Annotated in this window: 18 protein-coding genes; all 18 read left to right on the top strand. The window is 46.8% G+C overall.

Features of this window, described 5'->3' with window-relative positions:
* The first annotated feature begins 18 nt into the window (after positions 1-18).
* Positions 19-717, top strand: a complete 699-nt coding sequence (gene rpsB / locus AC6ESP_RS04500) for a 30S ribosomal protein S2 (RefSeq protein WP_497095489.1) — start codon at positions 19-21, stop codon at positions 715-717.
* Positions 718-832: 115 nt separating this feature from the next.
* Entirely contained in the window at positions 833-1,483 is a 651-nt protein-coding gene (gene tsf, locus AC6ESP_RS04505) for a translation elongation factor Ts (RefSeq protein ID WP_497095490.1), read from the top strand.
* 120 nt (positions 1,484-1,603) lie between these two features.
* On the top strand, positions 1,604-2,332 hold the full coding sequence (gene pyrH, locus AC6ESP_RS04510) for a UMP kinase (RefSeq protein WP_497095622.1): 729 nt from the start codon (positions 1,604-1,606) through the stop codon (positions 2,330-2,332).
* Positions 2,332-2,886, top strand: coding sequence for a ribosome recycling factor (gene frr, locus AC6ESP_RS04515; RefSeq protein ID WP_497095491.1), 555 nt, complete (start codon positions 2,332-2,334; stop codon positions 2,884-2,886). The genes pyrH and frr overlap by 1 nt, the downstream gene beginning before the upstream one ends.
* Before the next feature lie 63 nt (positions 2,887-2,949).
* A complete protein-coding gene (uppS, locus tag AC6ESP_RS04520) occupies positions 2,950-3,714 on the top strand; it encodes an undecaprenyl pyrophosphate synthase (RefSeq protein ID WP_497095492.1) in 765 nt (254 codons plus the stop codon).
* Positions 3,715-3,742: 28 nt separating this feature from the next.
* Positions 3,743-4,537, top strand: a complete 795-nt coding sequence (locus AC6ESP_RS04525; protein WP_497095493.1) for a phosphatidate cytidylyltransferase — start codon at positions 3,743-3,745, stop codon at positions 4,535-4,537.
* A gap of 33 nt (positions 4,538-4,570) precedes the next feature.
* Positions 4,571-5,710, top strand: coding sequence for a 1-deoxy-D-xylulose-5-phosphate reductoisomerase (locus tag AC6ESP_RS04530; RefSeq protein WP_497095494.1), 1,140 nt, complete (start codon positions 4,571-4,573; stop codon positions 5,708-5,710).
* 86 nt (positions 5,711-5,796) lie between these two features.
* Positions 5,797-7,074 (top strand): RIP metalloprotease RseP, encoded by a 1,278-nt coding sequence (gene rseP, locus AC6ESP_RS04535; RefSeq protein WP_497095495.1) that lies wholly within the window; start codon positions 5,797-5,799, stop codon positions 7,072-7,074.
* A 7-nt stretch (positions 7,075-7,081) separates the two neighbouring features.
* Positions 7,082-8,530 carry a proline--tRNA ligase gene (gene proS, locus AC6ESP_RS04540; RefSeq protein ID WP_497095496.1) on the top strand — a complete coding sequence of 483 codons (1,449 nt, stop codon included), beginning with the start codon at positions 7,082-7,084 and terminating at the stop codon, positions 8,528-8,530.
* A gap of 56 nt (positions 8,531-8,586) precedes the next feature.
* Entirely contained in the window at positions 8,587-12,903 is a 4,317-nt protein-coding gene (locus AC6ESP_RS04545; protein ID WP_497095497.1) for a PolC-type DNA polymerase III, read from the top strand.
* Between the two features lie 186 nt (positions 12,904-13,089).
* Positions 13,090-13,551 carry a ribosome maturation factor RimP gene (gene rimP / locus AC6ESP_RS04550; RefSeq protein ID WP_497095498.1) on the top strand — a complete coding sequence of 154 codons (462 nt, stop codon included), beginning with the start codon at positions 13,090-13,092 and terminating at the stop codon, positions 13,549-13,551.
* 34 nt (positions 13,552-13,585) lie between these two features.
* Entirely contained in the window at positions 13,586-14,689 is a 1,104-nt protein-coding gene (nusA, locus tag AC6ESP_RS04555; protein WP_497095499.1) for a transcription termination factor NusA, read from the top strand.
* 46 nt (positions 14,690-14,735) lie between these two features.
* Positions 14,736-15,047 carry an RNase P modulator RnpM gene (gene rnpM, locus AC6ESP_RS04560; RefSeq protein ID WP_497095500.1) on the top strand — a complete coding sequence of 104 codons (312 nt, stop codon included), beginning with the start codon at positions 14,736-14,738 and terminating at the stop codon, positions 15,045-15,047.
* On the top strand, positions 15,037-15,390 hold the full coding sequence (locus tag AC6ESP_RS04565; protein WP_497095501.1) for a L7Ae/L30e/S12e/Gadd45 family ribosomal protein: 354 nt from the start codon (positions 15,037-15,039) through the stop codon (positions 15,388-15,390). The genes rnpM and AC6ESP_RS04565 overlap by 11 nt, the downstream gene beginning before the upstream one ends.
* Before the next feature lie 40 nt (positions 15,391-15,430).
* On the top strand, positions 15,431-18,025 hold the full coding sequence (gene infB / locus AC6ESP_RS04570; RefSeq protein WP_497095623.1) for a translation initiation factor IF-2: 2,595 nt from the start codon (positions 15,431-15,433) through the stop codon (positions 18,023-18,025).
* Between the two features lie 7 nt (positions 18,026-18,032).
* Entirely contained in the window at positions 18,033-18,389 is a 357-nt protein-coding gene (gene rbfA / locus AC6ESP_RS04575; protein ID WP_497095502.1) for a 30S ribosome-binding factor RbfA, read from the top strand.
* Positions 18,386-19,375: a DHH family phosphoesterase gene (locus AC6ESP_RS04580; protein ID WP_497095503.1), complete on the top strand. Its 990-nt coding sequence runs from the start codon at positions 18,386-18,388 to the stop codon at positions 19,373-19,375. The genes rbfA and AC6ESP_RS04580 overlap by 4 nt, the downstream gene beginning before the upstream one ends.
* Positions 19,376-19,378: 3 nt before the next feature.
* Positions 19,379-20,281 (top strand): tRNA pseudouridine(55) synthase TruB, encoded by a 903-nt coding sequence (truB, locus tag AC6ESP_RS04585; RefSeq protein ID WP_497095504.1) that lies wholly within the window; start codon positions 19,379-19,381, stop codon positions 20,279-20,281.
* Positions 20,282-20,313 lie beyond the last annotated feature (32 nt).

The following is a 20,313-nucleotide window of genomic DNA, read 5'->3' on the forward strand; positions in this document are numbered from 1 at the left end:
ACAGGAGGTGTGTAAGAAATGGCGGTTATTTCCATGAAACAGCTTCTAGAAGCTGGGGTACACTTCGGTCACCAGACTCGTCGCTGGAACCCTAAGATGGATCGTTATATCTTCACAGAAAGAAACGGAATTTACATTATTGATTTGCAAAAAACAGTTAAAAAAGTAGAAGAAGCTTACAACTTTGTACGCTCTATCGCTGCTGACGGCGGCACTATGCTGTTCGTTGGTACGAAAAAACAAGCTCAAGACTCTGTTAAAGAGGAAGCTGAGCGTTGCGGTAACTTCTACATCAACCAACGTTGGCTTGGTGGTACACTGACTAACTTCCAAACGATTCAAAAACGTATCGAACGTTTGCGTACGCTTGAGAAATGGTCAGAGGACGGTACTTTCGAAGTGCTTCCTAAGAAAGAAGTTATTATCCTTAACAAAGAAAAAGACCGTTTGGAGAAATTCCTTGGCGGTATCAAAGGCATGAAAAAATTGCCTAGCGCTTTGTTCATCATCGATCCTCGTAAAGAGCGTATCGCTGTTGCTGAAGCTCGCAAACTTGGTATCCCAATCGTTGGTATCGTTGATACAAACTGCGATCCGGATGAAATCGATTATGTTATCCCAGGTAATGATGATGCGATTCGTGCAGTTAAATTGCTCACTTCCAAAATGGCTGATGCAATTGTTGAAGCTCACCAAGCTGAACAAACAACTGCTTAATCGATTGAAACCTTGCTAGTCAACAAAGGGTGGTCAGAAGGTGAAAGCCTCTCACCGCCCTTTTTTTGAACGTAAATGTAAAAACATAACAAATGATTCTCAGGAGGGCTAAATTATGGCAGTTAGTGCGAGTGCAGTTAAAGAGCTACGTGAAAGAACAGGAGCAGGAATGCTCGATTGTAAGAAAGCTTTGGATGAAACGAATGGTGACATCACGAAAGCGATCGAATTCCTTCGTGAAAAAGGTCTTTCTGCTGCAGCTAACAAAGCTGGACGTATCGCTACTGAAGGTGTTGTAGAATCTTACATCCACGCAGGCGGCCGTATCGGCGTACTTGTTGAAATTAACTGTGAGACTGACTTCGTTGCAAAAACGGATCAATTCCGTGCATTTGCAAAAGACATCGCTATGCATATCGCAGCTTCGAATCCTAAATTCGTACGTCGTGAAGAAGTTCCTGGCGACGAGCTTGAGAAAGAAAAAGAAATTCTGAGAGCACAAGCTCTTAACGAAGGCAAGCCTGAGAAAATCGTTGATAAAATGGTTGAAGGCCGTATCTCCAAATACTACGAAGAGTATTGCTTGCTTGAGCAATCTTTCGTTAAAGATCCAGACAAAACGATCTCTGCTTTGCTTAACGAAAAAGTAAACGCAATTGGTGAGAATATCTCCATTCGTCGTTTCGTTCGTTATGAGCTTGGTGAAGGTCTTGAGAAAAAAGTGGATAACTTCGTTGAAGAAGTTATGGCACAAGCAAAACTGTAAACCGAACGCACAGGCGGGGCGGGGCGTCCGCCCCGCCTGCTTTTATAACTAGAGGTCAATTATTTGTAATGAAAAGTGGATGTAACCTTGCTTGCAAGGTTCAAGATGGAGGTAGGGACGTTGGTACAGCCTGTATTTAAACGGATTGTGTTGAAGGTAAGCGGTGAGTCATTATCCGGAGAGCTCGGATATGGTATTGAGGCTTCGGTAATTTCGGAAATTGCAGATCAAGTCAAGGAAGTCATCGAGCTTGGCGTGGAAGTAGCTATCGTCGTAGGCGGCGGTAACATCTGGCGTGGAATTGCAGGTACGGAAAAAGGAATCGATCGTGCAACAGCGGATTACATGGGTATGCTCGCTACGGTAATGAATTCTCTGGCTCTGCAAGATGCTCTGGAGCAAATTGAAGTGCCTAGTCGTGTACAAACCTCAATTGCAATGCAGCAAATCGCTGAACCATACATTAGACGTCGTGCGATTCGCCATTTGGAGAAAGGCCGCGTCGTCATTTTCGCAGCAGGAACAGGCAACCCATTCTTCTCCACGGATACAACTGCGGCACTTCGCGCAGCCGAGATTGAAGCTGAGGTCATTCTGATGGCCAAAAACAAAGTAGATGGCGTATATTCAGCTGATCCATTCAAGGATCCAACAGCTGTGAAATACGAAGAGCTTACTTATATGGAAGTACTTAATAAGAACCTTGGTGTTATGGATTCGACGGCTTCGTCGTTATGCATGGACAATGATATTCCTCTTGTCGTGTTCGCGATAACAGAGAAAGGGAATATTAAACGTGTAGTGCTTGGCGAGAAGATCGGTACCATTGTGAGAGGAAGTGCAAAATAATGCCACAAGCGGTTAAGAAAAACGCAGAAGAGCGTATGGAAAAAGCAATCGGTGCTTTGAAACGTGATTTATCTTCATTGCGCGCAGGTCGTGCTACACCTGCATTGCTCGATCGCATTCAAGTTGAATATTATGGAGCTTTGACGCCGGTAACGCAGCTAGCGAACGTCAATACGCCTGATTCCCGTACATTGTTCATTCAGCCTTGGGACAAATCATCGATCGCTGCGATTGAGAAGGCGATAATGAAATCAGATCTTGGTCTTACTCCACAGAATGACGGAGCATCTATTCGGATTACAATCCCGCCGCTTACTGAAGAGCGTCGTGCGGATCTCGTGAAGATGACGAAGAAATTCGGAGAAGAAGCGAAGGTAGCTGTCCGCAACATTCGCCGTGACGCGAATGACGATGTGAAAAAGATGGAGAAAACGACGATTTCTGAAGATGAATCGCGTCGCCATCAAGAAGACATTCAAAAAGCAACAGACCGCTTTATTGCTGAAGTAGATAAAGTTCTGGTTGCTAAAGAGAAAGAGATCATGGAAGTATAATTGCGCCTCGAGCCCCTCCGTCAGGTGGGGTTTGGTTTTGAATTTCGGGTGGGAGGAACGAAGATGATCAGTCGACTTTGGTCCAAACTTGGCAAATCGTCTTCAAGAACGGCTGAACCATTAGCATCGGACAATGTGCCAGAGCATGTCGCAATTATTATGGATGGCAATGGTCGTTGGGCCAAGGATCGCGGCTTGCCGCGTATCGCAGGTCATCATACCGGCATGAAAGCAGTGAAACGGATCGTCATGGAGGCGGACAGACTTGGTGTCAAATATTTGACACTATACGCTTTTTCAACGGAGAATTGGAAGCGTCCGAAGGCCGAGGTTGACTTTCTGATGAAGCTGCCGCAGCAATTTCTAGAAATTGAGCTGGATGAGCTGATTACCAAAAACGTTCAAGTCCGCATGATGGGGTATAAAGAAGATTTGCCTTCCTATACGCTGAGTGCACTTGAGGAAGCGATAACGAAGACGGCGAATAATACAGGGCTTGTTCTGAATTTTGCTCTGAACTATGGCAGTCGTAAGGAAATGCTTGAAGCGATCAAGGATATAGCAATTGATGTTCAAGAAGGACGAATGTCCTCTGAACAGATTGATGAACAGCTAATGTCAGAACGTCTGCTTAGCAGTGGTATTCCGGACCCAGATCTGTTGATTCGTACTAGTGGTGAAATTCGGCTTAGTAACTTTATGTTATGGCAGCTGGCATATAGCGAAATGTGGTTTACAGATGTATACTGGCCGGAATTTAACGAAACTCATTTTCAAGAAGCAGTTCATGAATATCTACGCCGGACACGGCGATACGGCGGCTTGTGAGCTTCGATAACGGAGTGTGACTAATACTTTGAAACAACGAATCGTAACAGGTGTTTTGGCTGGCGCGTTTTTTATTGCTATGGCAATTGCCGGCGGCTGGCTGTATGCTGGCTTGCTTGTGCTGCTCGCGGTTATTGGATTTACCGAATATGTGAAAATGAACGGACAATCTTGGAATCATCCGGTTTCTCTACTCGGTTATGCGGGTATGCTGTTATTCGTGCTTCCATGGGATTTATGGGGCATGCATTCACCCTCCGCTATAACGATTCTATGGATACTCGCATTTTTACTGCTTACGATTACGGTTGTTACCAAAAATAAAATAACGATCGACAGCGCCGCGCTTATGTTGTTAGGCGCTTTATATGTAGGATATGGTTTTAGCGCAATGCACACAGTACGGCAAATAGATGAATATGGCATGTTCTGGACATTCTTGTTGCTGGGATGTATATGGTCATCCGATATAGGCGCTTATTTTGCTGGTCGTGCTATTGGTAAGCATAAGCTGTGGCCCTCTATCAGTCCCAATAAAACCATTGAAGGCTCGGTAGGCGGAATTGTTCTGTCTTTAGTCGTTGCTGTTCTTTTTGCGTTGATGGCTCCTGAGCTGGTTAGCTTGCCTAAGGCTTTGCTGATCGGATTGGTCGCAGCAATAGCTGGACAACTCGGGGATCTCATTCAATCGGCATACAAGCGCGTTAGAGACATTAAGGATACGGGTAGACTGCTGCCCGGACATGGCGGCGTACTTGACCGCTGTGACAGCTGGATTATTGTATTCCCTCTTCTCGTGCTATCCGGTCTGCTGCCCATTTAGAAGCAGAGTTACATAACTTCAAGGAGGAATAGCATGAAAAGAATCACGATTCTAGGCTCTACCGGTTCTATCGGCACCCAGACGCTCGATGTCATTGCTAACGATCCGGAGAGCTATCAAGTCGTCGGCTTATCGGCCGGCAGCAACGTTTCTTTACTTATTGAGCAAGCCAGCAAGTTCAGACCGTCTACCGTCTGTCTGGCTAACAAACAATTGGCAGATGAAGCAGCAGCTTCACTGCCTGCAGGCATACGCGTTCTATACGGTGAGGAGGGGCTCGTCGAGCTTGCAGGAGGCACGGAGGCCGATATCGTCATAACGGCGATTCTCGGTAGCAGAGGCTTGCCAGCAACGCTCGCGGCTATTGATGCAGGCAAGACAATAGGCTTGGCAAATAAAGAAACGTTAGTGACGGCCGGTCATATCGTTATGGAACGGGCTCGCCAAAAAGGCGTCTCGATTATTCCAGTTGATAGTGAGCATTCAGCTATCTATCAATGCTTGAACGGTGAGGAGCGCAAAGCTCTGAATGAAATTACACTGACTGCTTCAGGAGGTTCATTCCGAGATCGGACACGCAGTGAGCTTGCTGGAGTTACAGTAACGGAAGCTCTGAACCATCCTAATTGGTCCATGGGCGCTAAGATCACGATTGATTCAGCTACAATGGTGAATAAAGGTCTGGAAGTCATTGAAGCTAGATGGCTGTTCGACGTTCACTATGATCAGATCAAGGTATTAATTCATCCAGAGAGCATTATTCACTCCTTCGTGGAATTTGCGGATAATAGTGTCATTGCTCAGTTGGGAATGCCGGATATGCGCGTACCTATTCAGTATGCACTCACTTATCCGGATAGGAAACCGACGCCGACTGACCGTCTGGATTTGGCGGCAATCGGCAAGCTGCACTTCCGTGAAATGGATTATGAGCGTTATCCTTGCCTCAGATTAGCCTTTGAATGCGGCAGGGCAGGACAATCTGCGCCAACCGTATTCAATGCAGCGAATGAAGTGGCTGTTGCGCGCTTCTTGAATGGAGAAATTTCTTTCCTAACGATTGAGAATGTACTTGAACAAGTATTGGAGCGGCATAAGGTAACAAATGTGAACGATTTGGAAACAATAGCAGAAATCGACGCATGGGCACGTAGAGAAGCAGCAATCATCTAGCATGTGCTTCAATTAGCGGTTCTCTTGAATCGAACGGGAGAATAATGATAATCTATGTACAGGCCGTTACGAACAGGAGGCTCGTTATGGAAATGATTCAGGTTGTTTTTTTGACCGTGCTCGTATTTTTTGTTATTGTAACCATTCATGAATGGGGACATTACTATTTTGCAAAACGCGCCGGTATTTTAGTTCGAGAATTTGCAATTGGCTTCGGTCCGAAGCTGTTCTCTATTAAGCGTGGAGAAACTCGGTTTACACTGCGTCTAGTGCCTGCAGGTGGATTCGTCAGAATGGCCGGAGAAGACCCGGAGATTGTGGACGTGAACACGGGACAGACAATTGCACTGCGAGTGAAGGACGGCAAGGTCACGCGCATTTATCTCGATCGTCTTGATGAGCGCAGCGGCGTTGTACGAGGCGAAGTAGTGGGCATTGATCTGGAGAAAGAGCTATTCGTTTCTCTGGATATCGAAGGGGAGCTTGAACGTTACGATATTCACCCTCAAGCTCTAATGATTAGCAAAGGCAAAGAGACTCAAATTGCGCCTTATGATCGTCAGTTCGGCAGCAAGACTGTCAGAGCAAGAGCGCTAGCGATTTTTGCTGGGCCGTTTATGAACTTTGTTCTGGCTTTTGTACTCTTCGCAGCCTATATTCAAATGGTTGGCGTGCCGGTAGAATCGCCGGATAAGCTATTTGTTAATGAAGTTTCAGAAGGAATGCCGGCTGAGCAAGCACAGCTCCAAAAAGGCGATGTTATTGATTCCGTTAATGGAACGAAGATCGGTGCTGATTTCGATAAGATGATTGATATTATCGGGAAATCACCGAATGTGCCTGTCAAGATGGATATTATTCGCGACGGTGTGAAGCAGCAGGTCGAGCTAACTCCAGTGCCGAATGAAGAGGGCATAGGTAAAGTTGGACTTACAGCGTCACTGCCTACCCGCACAGCTAGCTTCACTGAGACCATTACGGGCTCCGCTAAATTAATGAAAGCGATGACGATCAGTATATTTGAAGGCTTCAAAAAGCTCATCTTTGGTGAATTCAAGCTTGATGATCTTGGTGGGCCAGTAAGAACAGCAGAAGTAACGAGCCAGATTGCTCAGCAGGGTATTGCTCAGCTAACTTCATGGACAGCTCTGCTTAGTTTGTATTTGGGCATATTTAATCTGCTTCCGATACCAGCATTGGATGGCAGCCGTTTAATCTTCCTTGGTCTGGAAGGACTACGCGGTCGTCCCATTGATCCGAATCGGGAGAGCATGGTTCATTTTATCGGCTTTGCGATGATTATGCTGCTTATGGTAGTAGTAACGTATAATGATATTTTGCGGTTGGTAAGAGGGGAGCCATAAATCGGTTATGTCGAAGGATAAACAGTTCGTAACAGAAATTACGCCGCAGGGCGAGGATTTTTCAAGATGGTATATCGATGTTATTAAGAAAGCTGAGCTTATGGATTATTCACCAGTACGGGGCTGTATTGTGTTCCGTCCGGAGGGCTATGAGCTATGGGAAAATATTCAACGCGACCTGGATCGCCGCTTCAAGGAAACCGGCCATCGCAATGCTTATTTCCCACTGTTCATTCCAGAGAGCTTCTTCCAGAAAGAGAAGGAGCACGTCGAGGGCTTTAATCCAGAGCTTCCTTGGGTAACTGAGGCTGCTGGAGAGAAGCTGGAGGAGAGACTTGCTATCCGTCCTACCTCTGAGACGATGTTCGGACATATGTATGCCAAATGGATTCAATCCTATCGTGATCTTCCCCTTCTGATCAACCAGTGGGCGAACGTTGTCCGTTGGGAGAAGCGTACGCTGCCATTCCTGCGCACAAGCGAGTTCTTGTGGCAGGAGGGCCATACGGCTCATGAAACGGAAGCAGAAGCACGGGAAGAAACAATGAAGATGCTCGGTGTGTATCGTGATTTTGTAGAAGAGTTTTTGGCAATTCCTGTTATCATGGGTGAGAAAACGCCATCTGAACGATTCGCGGGAGCGGTTAATACGTATTCGATCGAAGCGATGATGAAAGATGGAAAAGCTGTACAAGCGGGCACCTCGCATTTCCTTGGTACTAAATTCGCAGTAGCTTTTGATATTAAGTATTTGGATCGTGACAACGCTCTTCAATTTGCACATACGACTTCATGGGGTGTAAGTACTCGTCTTATCGGAGCTATGATTATGGCGCATGGTGACGACCGCGGTCTGGTGCTGCCACCTAAGGTTGCACCTACACAGATCATCATGATACCAATCGGACCAGCTAAGATGCGTGAGCAGGTTGTAGGACGAGTGGACGAGCTGTACGCTGAGCTTAAGCAAGCAGGCTTCCGTGTACGTGTGGATGATCGTGCTGATGTAACCCCAGGCTGGAAGTTCAATGAATACGAGATGCGCGGTGTGCCTCTGCGTCTTGAACTTGGACCTCGTGATATGGAGAACGGAGTTGTCGTTCTTGTGTCTCGTGTATCCGGTGAGAAGAAAATCGTTCAGCAGGACAATCTGGCTGCTGAAGTTGAAGTGATGCTCGCAGATATTCAACGCGAGATGTTCGAGAAAGCGAAGCAATTCCAAGCGGACAACTTCTATGATGTCGATTCATTGGATCAGATGAAAGCGTCTATGGAAGAAAAACGCGGATTCGTACTGGCTGGCTGGTGTGGTTCTGAAGCTTGCGAGAAGCAGGTTAAGGAAGAAACGGGCGCAACAAGCCGTAACATTCCATTTGAGCCTGCTGTGAAGAAGAGCAAGTGTCTCGTATGTGGAGACGATGCTGAGCATACTGTTGTATTCGCGAGAGCGTACTAAGACATAACCGCATCTAGTTGGACAAGGATCGGATTGGATCGTTAGGAGTGATAGCCATGAGCCAAACCGGGGATAATCGGCAACGCTTCGAATTGCTGCTGCAGCAGTCGGAGCTGCCGCAAGAACTTATTAATTCCTATTATCAAGATGGATATATCGAGCAAGTTATAGTAGGTAAAAGCAACAGAACATGGACGTTTTGCATTCGCAAAACGTCCTTAGTACCTTTTAAAGCATACATGGGACTATGCCAAGCGGCTCACATGAAGTTTAAGCATATCGCAGATGTTTCATTTAAGTTCATCTATGAGGATGAAGTGACATCAGCAGACATTGCTGAGCAATATTGGCCATTGTTCATCGAGTGGGCCCAGAAAGAGATTGCTTCGGTCAACGGCTGGCTGCTGAAGGCTAAGATGACTGCCGATGCAGATACAATTACGATATCTTTATTGGATGGCATGGGTCTGGAACTTGCCCGCAAGAAAAAAATCGATGAAGCCATTATTCGTTATTACGAGAATGAATTTGCCCGAACCTTCAGAGTTAAGCTGGAGGTGGGCGGTGAATCCAGGCAAGAGGTTTATGATGAGTTCCAGCAAAAAATCTCACAAGAGGAACGTGACGCTGTTCAGCAGATTATGGAAAGTGCTGCGACGGAGTCTGGAAGTGAAGATGGGGACGAGCCACCAGCCCGTTTGGCTGTTGGCTATGATATTCGTGATGAGCCAACACCTCTTATGAATATAAGAGAAGAAGAGAAAAAAGTAACGGTACAAGGAGCGGTATTCGGTCTCGAGGTCAAGGAGCTTCGCAACGGAATGACGCTGTATACCTTCAATGTTACCGATTTCTCCGATTCCATGGCTATGAAAGTATTTGCTAAGAACAAGGAAGATGTAAAGGTAATGAACCTGCTCGCTAACGGCAAGTGGGTGAAAGCTCGCGGTAAGGTCGATTACGACCGTTTCATGCAGGAGCCTGAGCTCGTCATGATTCCTAATGATCTGCATGAGGTTACTGCTCCTCCAGAGCGCAAAGATAACGCGGAGGAGAAGCGTGTAGAGTTTCATCTTCACTCTACAATGAGTGCAATGGATGCCGTCACACCAATTGATGTGTATGTGAAGACTGCTGCGAAGTGGGGGCATAAAGCGATTGCCATAACCGATCACAGCAATATTCATTGTTATCCAGATGCCTTCAAGTCTGCGAAGAAGAATGGAATCGACGTGTTGTTCGGGTTAGAGGCTAACGTAGTCAATGATGCAGTGCCTATGGTATTGAATCAGAGAGAAGAGCAGCTGGCAACGACTGAATATGTCGTGTTCGATATCGAGACTACGGGCTTGTCCGTTGTGAATAACAAAATAATCGAGCTAGCTGGGGTTAAGATGAAGGATGGAAAGGAGACAGACCGTTTCTCCACCTTCATCAACCCGCATGAGAAAATACCCTATCATATTACTCAGCTGACAACGATTAATGATGACATGGTTAAAGATGCGCCAGAGCTTGAGCCGATGCTGAAGGAATTTATAGCCTTTATCGGTGATGCCGTATTGGTAGCTCATAATGCCAGATTCGATATTGGCTTCATACAGGCGAATTGCAAGCAGCTTGGCATGCCAGAGGTTATGAATCCGGTACTCGATACGCTGGAGCTCGCCCGGTTTATTCATCCAACGCTGAAGAATCATCGTCTGAATACCTTGTCTGCGAAGTATAAAGTCAGTCTAGAGAATCATCATCGCGCTGTTGATGACTCCTTGGCACTTGGCGGCGTGTTATATGGGCTTATTGGGGATGCAGCGGAACGTAATATTACTGGACTTCATCAATTGAATGACTATGTAGGCATGGACTTGTCCAACTCCAGACCTTTTCATTGCTGTATTTATGCTCTTAACGCTGTCGGCAAAAAAAATCTGTTCAAGCTGATCACGATTTCCCATACACAGCACTTCAAGAGAGTGGCGTGTATTCCTAAAAGTAAGCTGGTAGAGCTTCGTGAAGGCATACTTGTCATTTCAGGCTGTGAGAAGGGCGAATTTTTTGAGACCGTGCTGAACAAGTCCTATGAAGAAGCGGTGGATGTCGCAGGCTTCTATGATGTTCTGGAGATTCAGCCTATTGATTTCTATATGCATCTGGTTGACAAAGGTCTAGTTGGCAGCCGTGCCGAGATTGAGCAAGCTATAAGGCGCGTGTGTCAGATCGGAGATGAGCTTAAGAAGCCGGTTATAGCGACAGGCAATGTGCATTACTTGAATCCACGGGATAAAATCTATCGAGATATCGCCATTCACGGAATAACCGGGTTCAGTCCACTGAAGGATATGCGTAAGCCGGATGCGCATTTGCGTACGACGGACGAGATGCTTAGAGAATTTGCTTTTCTGGGTGAAGCTCGCGCTTATGAGGTTGTAGTTACGAACACAATTCAGCTCTCCGAGAGATTTGAGCCGTTCGCCATGTTCCCAGATCAGCTGTTCACTCCGATTATTGAGGGAGCCGATGAAGAAATCCGGGATACTTGCTACAAGACAGCCAAAACCTTCTATGGAGACGAGCTGCCGCAGCTGGTCATCGATCGTCTAGAGAAAGAGCTAGTCCCGATTATTAAATACGGATTCTCAGCCAACTATCTCATATCAGAGCGACTGGTGAAGAAATCGAATGAAGATGGCTATCTCGTAGGTTCCAGGGGTTCGGTTGGCTCATCCGTAGTTGCGAACTTCCTTGGCATATCTGAAGTTAATCCGCTGCCTCCACATTATATGTGTGTGAATGATGAGTGCCGTCATAATGAGTGGTTTCTTGATGGCAGCATACCGTCTGGCTTTGACTTGCCGGAGAAGAGCTGTCCCAAATGCGGCAAGCCAATGAAAGGCGATGGACAGGATATTCCGTTCGAAACCTTCCTAGGATTCAAAGGCGATAAAGTTCCCGATATAGACCTTAACTTCTCTGGTGAGTATCAGCCGATTGCCCATAACTATACGAAGGAGCTATTCGGTCCTAAAAACGTATTTCGTGCAGGTACAATTGGTACGGTGGCAGAGAAGACAGGGTATGGCTTCGCTAAGAAATATGAAGAGGATCAGAATAAAAAATGGCGTGGAGCCGAGCTGTCGAGGCTTGCTAGTGGGGTTACCGGCGTGAAGCGAAGCACCGGACAGCATCCCGGCGGTATCGTCGTCGTGCCCGACTATATGGAAGTTGAGGATGTAACCCCAGTACAATTCCCGGCAGATGATGTGAATGCTGAGTGGCAAACGACTCATTTCGATTACCATGCCTTCGAGGCGAATCTGCTTAAGCTCGATATTCTTGGTCATGATGACCCGACCATGATGCGGATGCTGCAAGATTTGACTGGCGTTAATCCTACGACGATTCCGATGAATGATCCGAAGGTGATGAGCCTCTTCAATTCAACCAAGTCACTTGGCGTTACTCCTGAGCAAATACGAACTCCGGTTGCTACTTACGGTGTTCCCGAGATGGGAACGAAGTTCGTTCGTCAAATGCTCCAGGAAACGCAGCCTTCCTCGTTCGCCGATCTACTACAAATTTCAGGACTGTCCCACGGAACAGGGGTATGGCTTGGCAATGCGCAAGAGCTGATCAAAAAAGGTACCTGCAACATTAAGACCGTTATTGGCTGCCGGGATGATATTATGCTCTATCTGATCTACAAAGCGGGAATGGATGCGGGCTTGGCATTCAAAATTACCGAGAGCGTACGTAAGGGGAAAGGGCTAACGCAGGAATGGATCGATGAGATGAAGCGATGCAAGGTACCGCAATGGTATATTGATTCCTGCTTGCGCATCGAGTATATGTTCCCGAAGGCGCATGCTGCCGCTTATGTTACTGCCGCAGTTCGTTCAGCATATTTTAAGGTATATTACCCAATTGAGTATTACGCAACCTACTTCACGGTACGTGCAGAGGATTTCGATCTCGAAATTCTGTGCCAAGGATATGAAGCGATACTCAAGAAGCTGATAGAGATTGAAGACAAAGGGTTTAGCGCGACAACGAAAGAGAAGAACAGCATTTCGCTGCTGGAGATGGCGCTGGAGATGACAGCTCGGGGCTTCTCATTCAAGCCAATTGATCTGTACAAATCCGAGGCAACCAAATTCATTATCGAAGGGGATTCTCTTATTCCTCCCTTCGGAGCGGTGGCGGGTGTTGGTGAGAATGCTGCTCGGAATATCGCAGCTTCTCGTGATTATGGCGAGTTCTTGTCGATCGAAGATTTCCAGCAGAAATCGAAGGCAAGTAAGACAATTGTTGAGGTGCTGAGTGGCATGGGATGCTTCCGCGGACTGCCAGAATCGAACCAATTATCCTTGTTTTAAGAGGCTGGAGCTTGAAAACATTTCTTGTCACTCCCTAAGTGGTTATGTTATAATTTTTCTGGCAATGATGTTGATAGAGACTTTGAAGCAAAGAGTGGGGAAACCCACTCTTTACGTTTTGTTTTTGGGTTTTTAGGTATACGACCCCAATTTCCAACGTATGTCCAAACGGGAGGTTACACCAATTTGAGCACATCCACAATCAAAACCGTCGTTGAAGAAATGATTACGCCGTTTCTCAACAGCAATGGATTTGAACTTGTTGATATTGAGTACGTCAAGGAGGGCAGCAATTTCTTCCTCCGTGTGTTCGTAGACAAGGAAGGCGGCATCGATATAGATGAGTGCGGCCGGATTAGTGAATTTTTAAGCGAACAGCTAGATGGCAACGATCCGGTATCGGATGCTTATTTCCTCGAGGTATCTTCTCCAGGGGCAGAACGGCCGCTGAAAAAAGCTGAGGATGTTCACAAAGCTGTTGGCAAGCATGTCTACATAACGACTTATGAGCCTGTTGACGGCTCCAAGGAATTTGAAGGACAACTTACAGCATTCGATGGTGAACAGGTAAGCGTGAAGGTCGGCAAGAAAGAACATGTTATTCCTTATGCCAAAGTTGCCGGCGCACGTCTGGCAATCGTTTTCTAGTTGTTTTATTATTGAAAGGGGGAGCTCCATTCCAATGAGCATGGATTTTATTGAAGCATTGTCGGAAATTGAGAGGGATAAAGGGATAACAAAGGATGTGCTGCTTGAAGCGATTGAAGCAGCACTAATTTCTAGTTATAAGCGTAATTTCAATTCCGCACAAAACGTACGTGTCGATATTAACAGGCATACAGGAGTTATTAAAGTATTCGCTCGTAAAACCGTTGTAGATGAAGTGCTCGATCCACGTCTTGAAATTTCCGTAGATGCTTCACGCGAAGTCAATCCGCATTACCAATTGGATGACATTGCAGATATCGAAGTAACGCCGCGTGATTTTGGACGAATTGCAGCGCAGACCGCGAAGCAAGTCGTCACACAGCGGATCCGCGAAGCAGAGCGCGGACTTATATACAATGCTTTTATCGACAAAGAAGAAGATATTGTTAATGGTATTGTTCAACGTCAGGATGTCCGCAATCTATTCATCGACCTAGGCAAGGTGGAAGCTGTGCTTCCTCTGACTGAGCTTATGCCGACGGATAAATTCAAGCACGGCGACCGGGTTAAGTCTTATATTACGAAGGTTGAGAATACGACCAAGGGGCCGCAAATTATTTTGTCCCGTACACATCCAGGATTGCTTAAGCGTCTGTTTGAGCTTGAAGTGCCAGAAATTTACGATGGCGTAGTCGAGATTCGTTCTGTTGCCCGCGAAGCGGGATTCCGTTCCAAAATTGCAGTTCACTCACGCAACGAGGAAGTTGATCCAGTTGGATCTTGCGTAGGACCTAAGGGTATGCGTGTACAGACTATCGTTAATGAGCTGACGGGCGAGAAGATTGATATTGTCCGCTGGTCTGATAATGTAGAGGAGTACGTTGCGAACGCGTTAAGTCCTTCGAAAGTGCTTGAGGTTATTGTATATGAGCAGGAGAAGATGGCTCGCGTTATCGTTCCTGATTACCAGCTCTCATTGGCAATCGGAATTAAAGGTCAGAATGCCCGCTTAGCAGCGAAGCTTACTGGCTGGAAAATCGATATTAAGAGTGAGACGCAGGCCGAGCAAGAATATGGCCGTCCGAGAACGTTGACCGGAACGATGCATCAGGATTCGGTTTCGATTGATTTAGTATAACCGACTTCGGCTTGCGCCCAATAACGGGGCAGAGGAGGGGTATGCATTGAGATCTAGAAAAGTACCGCTGCGCAAATGCGTAGCATGCCAAGAAATGAAAGCTAAGAAAGAATTAATCCGAGTTGTTCGGACACCAGACGAAGAAGTGTTGATAGACCTTACAGGTAAAAAAGCCGGTCGCGGCGCTTATTTATGTGGTGAAGTCAGCTGTTTCAAGCTGGCGAAGAAATCGCGGGCGCTTGATCGTGCACTCAAGCAAGCAGTAGGAGCGGAAATTTACGACCAGCTTGAACAGGATTTCATTGCAGTAGAGGACCAATTTCTGGCAACGAAGGAGGAGATAGGCGATGAAGAATAACAAATTCTTATCTTCCCTTGGTATGGCTATGAGAGCCGGGAAATTAATTACTGGTGATGAAATTGTGCTCAAGGCGGTACGTAAAGGGGAAGCGCATCTTGTAGTAATAGCAGGTGACGCTTCCTCGAATACTAAAAAGAAATTTCGCGACAAATGCAGCACCTATGGGATTCAACTCGCCGAAGCATTTGACCGCGATCAGCTTGGAAAGGCCATTGGTAAGCCGGAACGAGTCGTACTGGCGGTAACTGACGCAAAGTTCGGAAAAATGATTGCAGGTCATCTGAATCAAACTTCGGAGGTGGAGTATATTGAGCAACCAACAGGACAGCAAGGACAATAAAGACAAAACACGCGTATACGAATACGCCAAATCGCTAAACATGAGCAGTAAAGAAATTATAACGATCCTTAAACGGCTTAACCTGCCCGTTAACAATCATATGAGTGTTATGGAAAATGAAATGGTAAATAAGGTTGAAGGTTTTTTTCGCGATATAAAAGCAAATGCAGCAGCCAAGCGTGCGCAGGATTCAACTGGCGCAACCGTATCGGCAGCTGCACAGGCAGCTGCCAAGTCGCAGCAGCCACAGCAAGCTAATAAAAATTTATCTCAAGACAGACAGGGGCCTATGAATTCTATTAAAACGACTACTGAAACAAACCAAACGCAACAAGAACAACGTCCATCCCAATCCCAGCCAACCGGCAACAGCAATACGAACAGACCTGCGCAATCCAGCAGCAGCCGTCCATCATCCAATCAAGGACAAGGCAATCGTCCTAGCGGCCAGAATGGCCAAAACCGCGGTCCTCAAGGCGGAGGTCAACAAGGAAGCCGTCCATCAGGCGGAGCTCAAGGCAATCGCCCAACAGGCAGCGGACAAGGGGGCAACCGTCCAACTGGCGGAGCTCAAGGCGGCAATCGTCCTGCAAGCGGAGCACCAAGCGGCAACCGTGCACCTCAGCAAGGGCAGAATCGTTCATTCGATTCTCGTCCAGCACCAGCATCACGTGGTACAGCAGGAGCTGATGCAAACCGCAACAAACCAGGTGCTAACAATAGATCCAAGCCAGGCAGCAACGCTGGCGGCGGCCAGAACCGTTTCAACGATGGCAGACCAAGCGGCAATGGCTACAGAGGCAATAGCAATAACCGCGGTGGCAAAGGCGGACGCAATCAGCGTTTCCAACCACAGCAAGAGCGTCGTGAGAAAATTGACAATACACCTAAGAAAATTATCGTTCGTGGAACGATGACTGTAGGCGACTTGGCGAAGCTTCTGCATAAGGATGCTTCTGAAGTAATCAAGAAGCTTATTATGCTAGGCGTAATGGCTACCATTAACCAAGAGATTGACATGGATGCTATCATGCTGCTTGCAGGTGAGTATGGCGTTGAGGTTGAAGTGAAAATCCCGGTTGAAGAGGATTCATTCGAGACCGTTGAAGAAACGGATGAGGAAGCAGATTTGATGACTCGTCCACCAGTTGTTACGATTATGGGTCACGTTGACCATGGTAAAACAACGCTTCTAGATGCTATTCGTCATACGAACGTTACAGGCGGCGAAGCAGGCGGTATTACGCAGCATATCGGTGCTTACCAAGTTGAAATCAACAACAAGAAAATTACCTTCCTAGATACACCTGGTCACGAAGCGTTCACGCTCATGCGTGCTCGTGGTGCGCAAGTAACGGATATCACAATTATCGTAGTAGCGGCTGATGACGGCGTTATGCCACAGACCGTTGAGGCAGTCAACCATGCCAAAGCTGCCGGCGTACCAATTATCGTTGCTGTTAACAAAATCGATAAACCGGATGCAGATCCGGACAAAATAAAGCAAGCACTAACCGAGTATGAGCTCGTACCGGAAGAGTGGGGCGGCGACACGATCTTCGTCAACGTATCCGCTAAGCAGCGTATGGGTCTAGAAGAGCTTCTCGAAATGATTCTTCTCGTATCTGAGGTTAATGACTACAAAGCGAACCCGGACAAACGTGCTCGTGGTACAGTCATTGAAGCTGAGCTGGATAAAGGTAAAGGTCCAGTTGCGCGCGTTCTCGTACAGCATGGTACACTCAAAATTGGAGATGCATTCGTTGCAGGTAACTGCTTCGGTCGTATCCGTGCAATGGTCAACGATAAAGGCCGTCGTTTAAAAGAAGCGGGTCCATCGACACCAGTCGAGATTACCGGCTTAACGGAAGTTCCGTTAGCAGGCGATCCGTTCATGGTATTCGAAGACGAGCGCAAAGCAAGAGCAATCGCAGATCGTCGTTCGATCAAGCACCGTCAATCCGAGCTTGGAGCGAATTCCCGTGTTACACTGGAAGATCTATACAAACACATTAAAGATGGCGAGATCAAAGATTTGAACGTTATTATCAAATCCGACGTTCAAGGCTCGTCTGAAGCACTTAAGGGCTCACTCGCTAAGATTGATATTGAAGGTGTTCGCGTCAAAATCATTCACAGCGGCGTAGGTGCTATTAATGAATCCGATATTAGCCTTGCATCTGCATCTAACGCTATCGTGGTAGGCTTCAACGTTCGTCCTGAGCCGCAAGCTGAACTGGCTGCGCAGCAAGAAAAAGTTGATGTTCGTATGCACCGCGTTATCTATAATGTAATCGAAGAAATTGAGCAAGCTATGAAGGGCATGCTGGATCCGATCTTCAAAGAGGTTGTAATCGGCCATGCTGAAGTTCGTAACGTGTTCAAAGTAAGCAAGGTCGGTGCTATCGCCGGTTGTATGATTACCTCTGGCAAAATCACACGTTCTTCCGAAGCGCGCATTGTACGTGGAGGTATCGTTGTTTTCGAAGGAAAAATCGATACACTCAAACGCTTCAAAGACGATGTGAAAGAGGTTGCCCAAGGCTACGAGTGTGGTATTACGCTTGAGCGCTTCAGCGACTTCAAAGAAGGGGATATCATCGAAGCCTTCGTCATGGAATCGGTAGAGAGGTGATTGAAGAATGGCTAAAATTCGTGTTGGTCGCGTAGGCGAGCAAATTAAGAAAGAACTGAGCCAAATTATTCAAATGGAGCTGAAAGATCCTCGGATCGGTTTCATCACCGTAACAAGCGTTGAATCGACAGGAGATTTGTCACAAGCTCGTGTTTATCTCAGCGTACTTGGAAGTGAAGAACAGAAGGAGGAGACGCTCAAAGCGTTGGGACGTGCAACAGGCTTTATCCGTACGGAGCTTGGCAAACGGATGAGACTTCGTCACACGCCTGAGCTGTTCTTCAAATTCGATAGCAGTATTGAATACGGCAGCCGGATTGAAGGGCTTCTTGAGGAAATCAATCGCGGGAATAAAACTTCATGACCAAGTCGGCGGAGTATGTACAGCAGCTTGAGGCTGCTCTCGCATTCATGCGGGAGGGAGACGACTTTCTAGTCGTTTCCCATGTGCAGCCCGATGGGGATGCGATCAGCTCTACTTCAGTTGTAGGTTGGCTCTTGAATCAATTGGGTAAAACAGCTGTTCTAATTAATGAGAGTGAATTGCCCTCGAGACTTCATTATTTACAGGGCTTTGATGACATTATTGTCTACAAACAGACTAAGCCTGCAAGAAGCTTCAAATATGTCATTGCAGTCGATTGTGCTGATTTCTATAGAATCGGCGAGGTTTCCAGCCTATTCGCTGAAGATGTAAAGCTGCTTAATATTGACCATCACCCGACCAATAATGGATTTGGAGCGGTTAATGTTATTCGTGCTGATGCGGCTGCGACGGTTGAAATTTTGCATGAAATGATCGACCAGGCTGGCCTTGCTTTCGATAAGGAATGCGCAACGGCAATTTATACGGGGCTATTGACTGATACGGGCGGCTTTCGATATTCGAACACGAGCGCTCGTGTAATGGAGATTGCTTCACATATGCTTGCAGAAGGCGTATCTGGCCACCAGCTTGCTGATCATCTGTTAGAAAAGATGACGATGCCGAAGCTTAAGCTGCTTCAGCGTAGTCTTAACAGTCTAACCTTTACTTCTGATCAGAAGATTGGCTGGTTGTATATTGCTAAGAATGATATGACAGAAACCGGCGCTGTTCCTGAGGATATTGAAGGTATTGTGAATTACGCCTTGAATATTGATGGGGTGGAAGTTGGCATTCTGTTCAAAGAAGCAGATGATGGTTCGATCAAAGCAAGTCTTCGATCTGCCGGAAAAGCTGATGTGGCGGCAATTGCCCAATCATTTGGGGGAGGCGGCCATGTTCGTGCAGCTGGATGCCGATTGCAAAGTCCACTGCCTGCCTCTGTAGAATTGCTTGTTGAAGCAGTTAGAAAGGCGTTGAATTAACCGATGGATGGTATCATTGCAATATGGAAGCCTGCAGGCTGGACGTCTCATGACGTCGTGGCGAAGGTGCGCAGGATCGTCCGTATGAAGCGTATTGGACATGCCGGCACGCTTGATCCTATGGTGACAGGCGTGCTTCCTTTATGTCTGGGGCGCTCGACCAGAGTCGTTGAATATTTGCAGGATCGCCCCAAAGCCTATGAAGCCGTTATACAACTCGGAGTCTCAACGGATACTGAGGATTTAACGGGTACTGTCATAGAGGAAAGGGACGGCATTACCGTTACGAAGGATGACATTTTGCGTGTTCTTCGCAGATTCGTCGGCGAGATTGAACAAGTTCCACCGATGTTCTCAGCTGTCAAAGTAGACGGTAAACGACTGTACGAACTAGCAAGGGAAGGCAAGACGGTAGAACGGAAATCCAGGAAAGTAACCATTCATGAGATCGAGCTACTACTTACGGATCTTGAATTGGACAAGCCAAGATTTTCATTCTCAGTCGTCTGTTCAAAAGGAACCTACATCCGCACGCTATGTGTGGATATCGGACAAGCGCTAGGAGTGCCTGCTGCTATGGCACAGCTTACACGCACCATGTCCGGGGGTATTACTGGCGAGCAGTGTATAACCTTGGAGCAGCTGGAAGAGCTGCAGGAATCAGGCCAACTAGAGGAACATATTATACCAGCAGAAGCAGCAATATCGCATCTGCAGCGGGCTGTTGTCACAGTCACAACAAGTGAAATGGCGCTACGGGGACAGAAGCTGCCACTGCATCTTGTAACCGGCCTCCAATATGATGGAACATTGGTTCGTCTCTATGATGAAGCTGATCGTTTTATCGGTATCTTTGAAGCCGATCAAGAAGCATCTTTGTTGAAACCGATCAAAGTGTTCTCTTAAGCGTAGACGGCACATCGCTTACGAGCGAAAGA

It is taken from the genome of Paenibacillus xinjiangensis, from assembly GCF_059686975.1.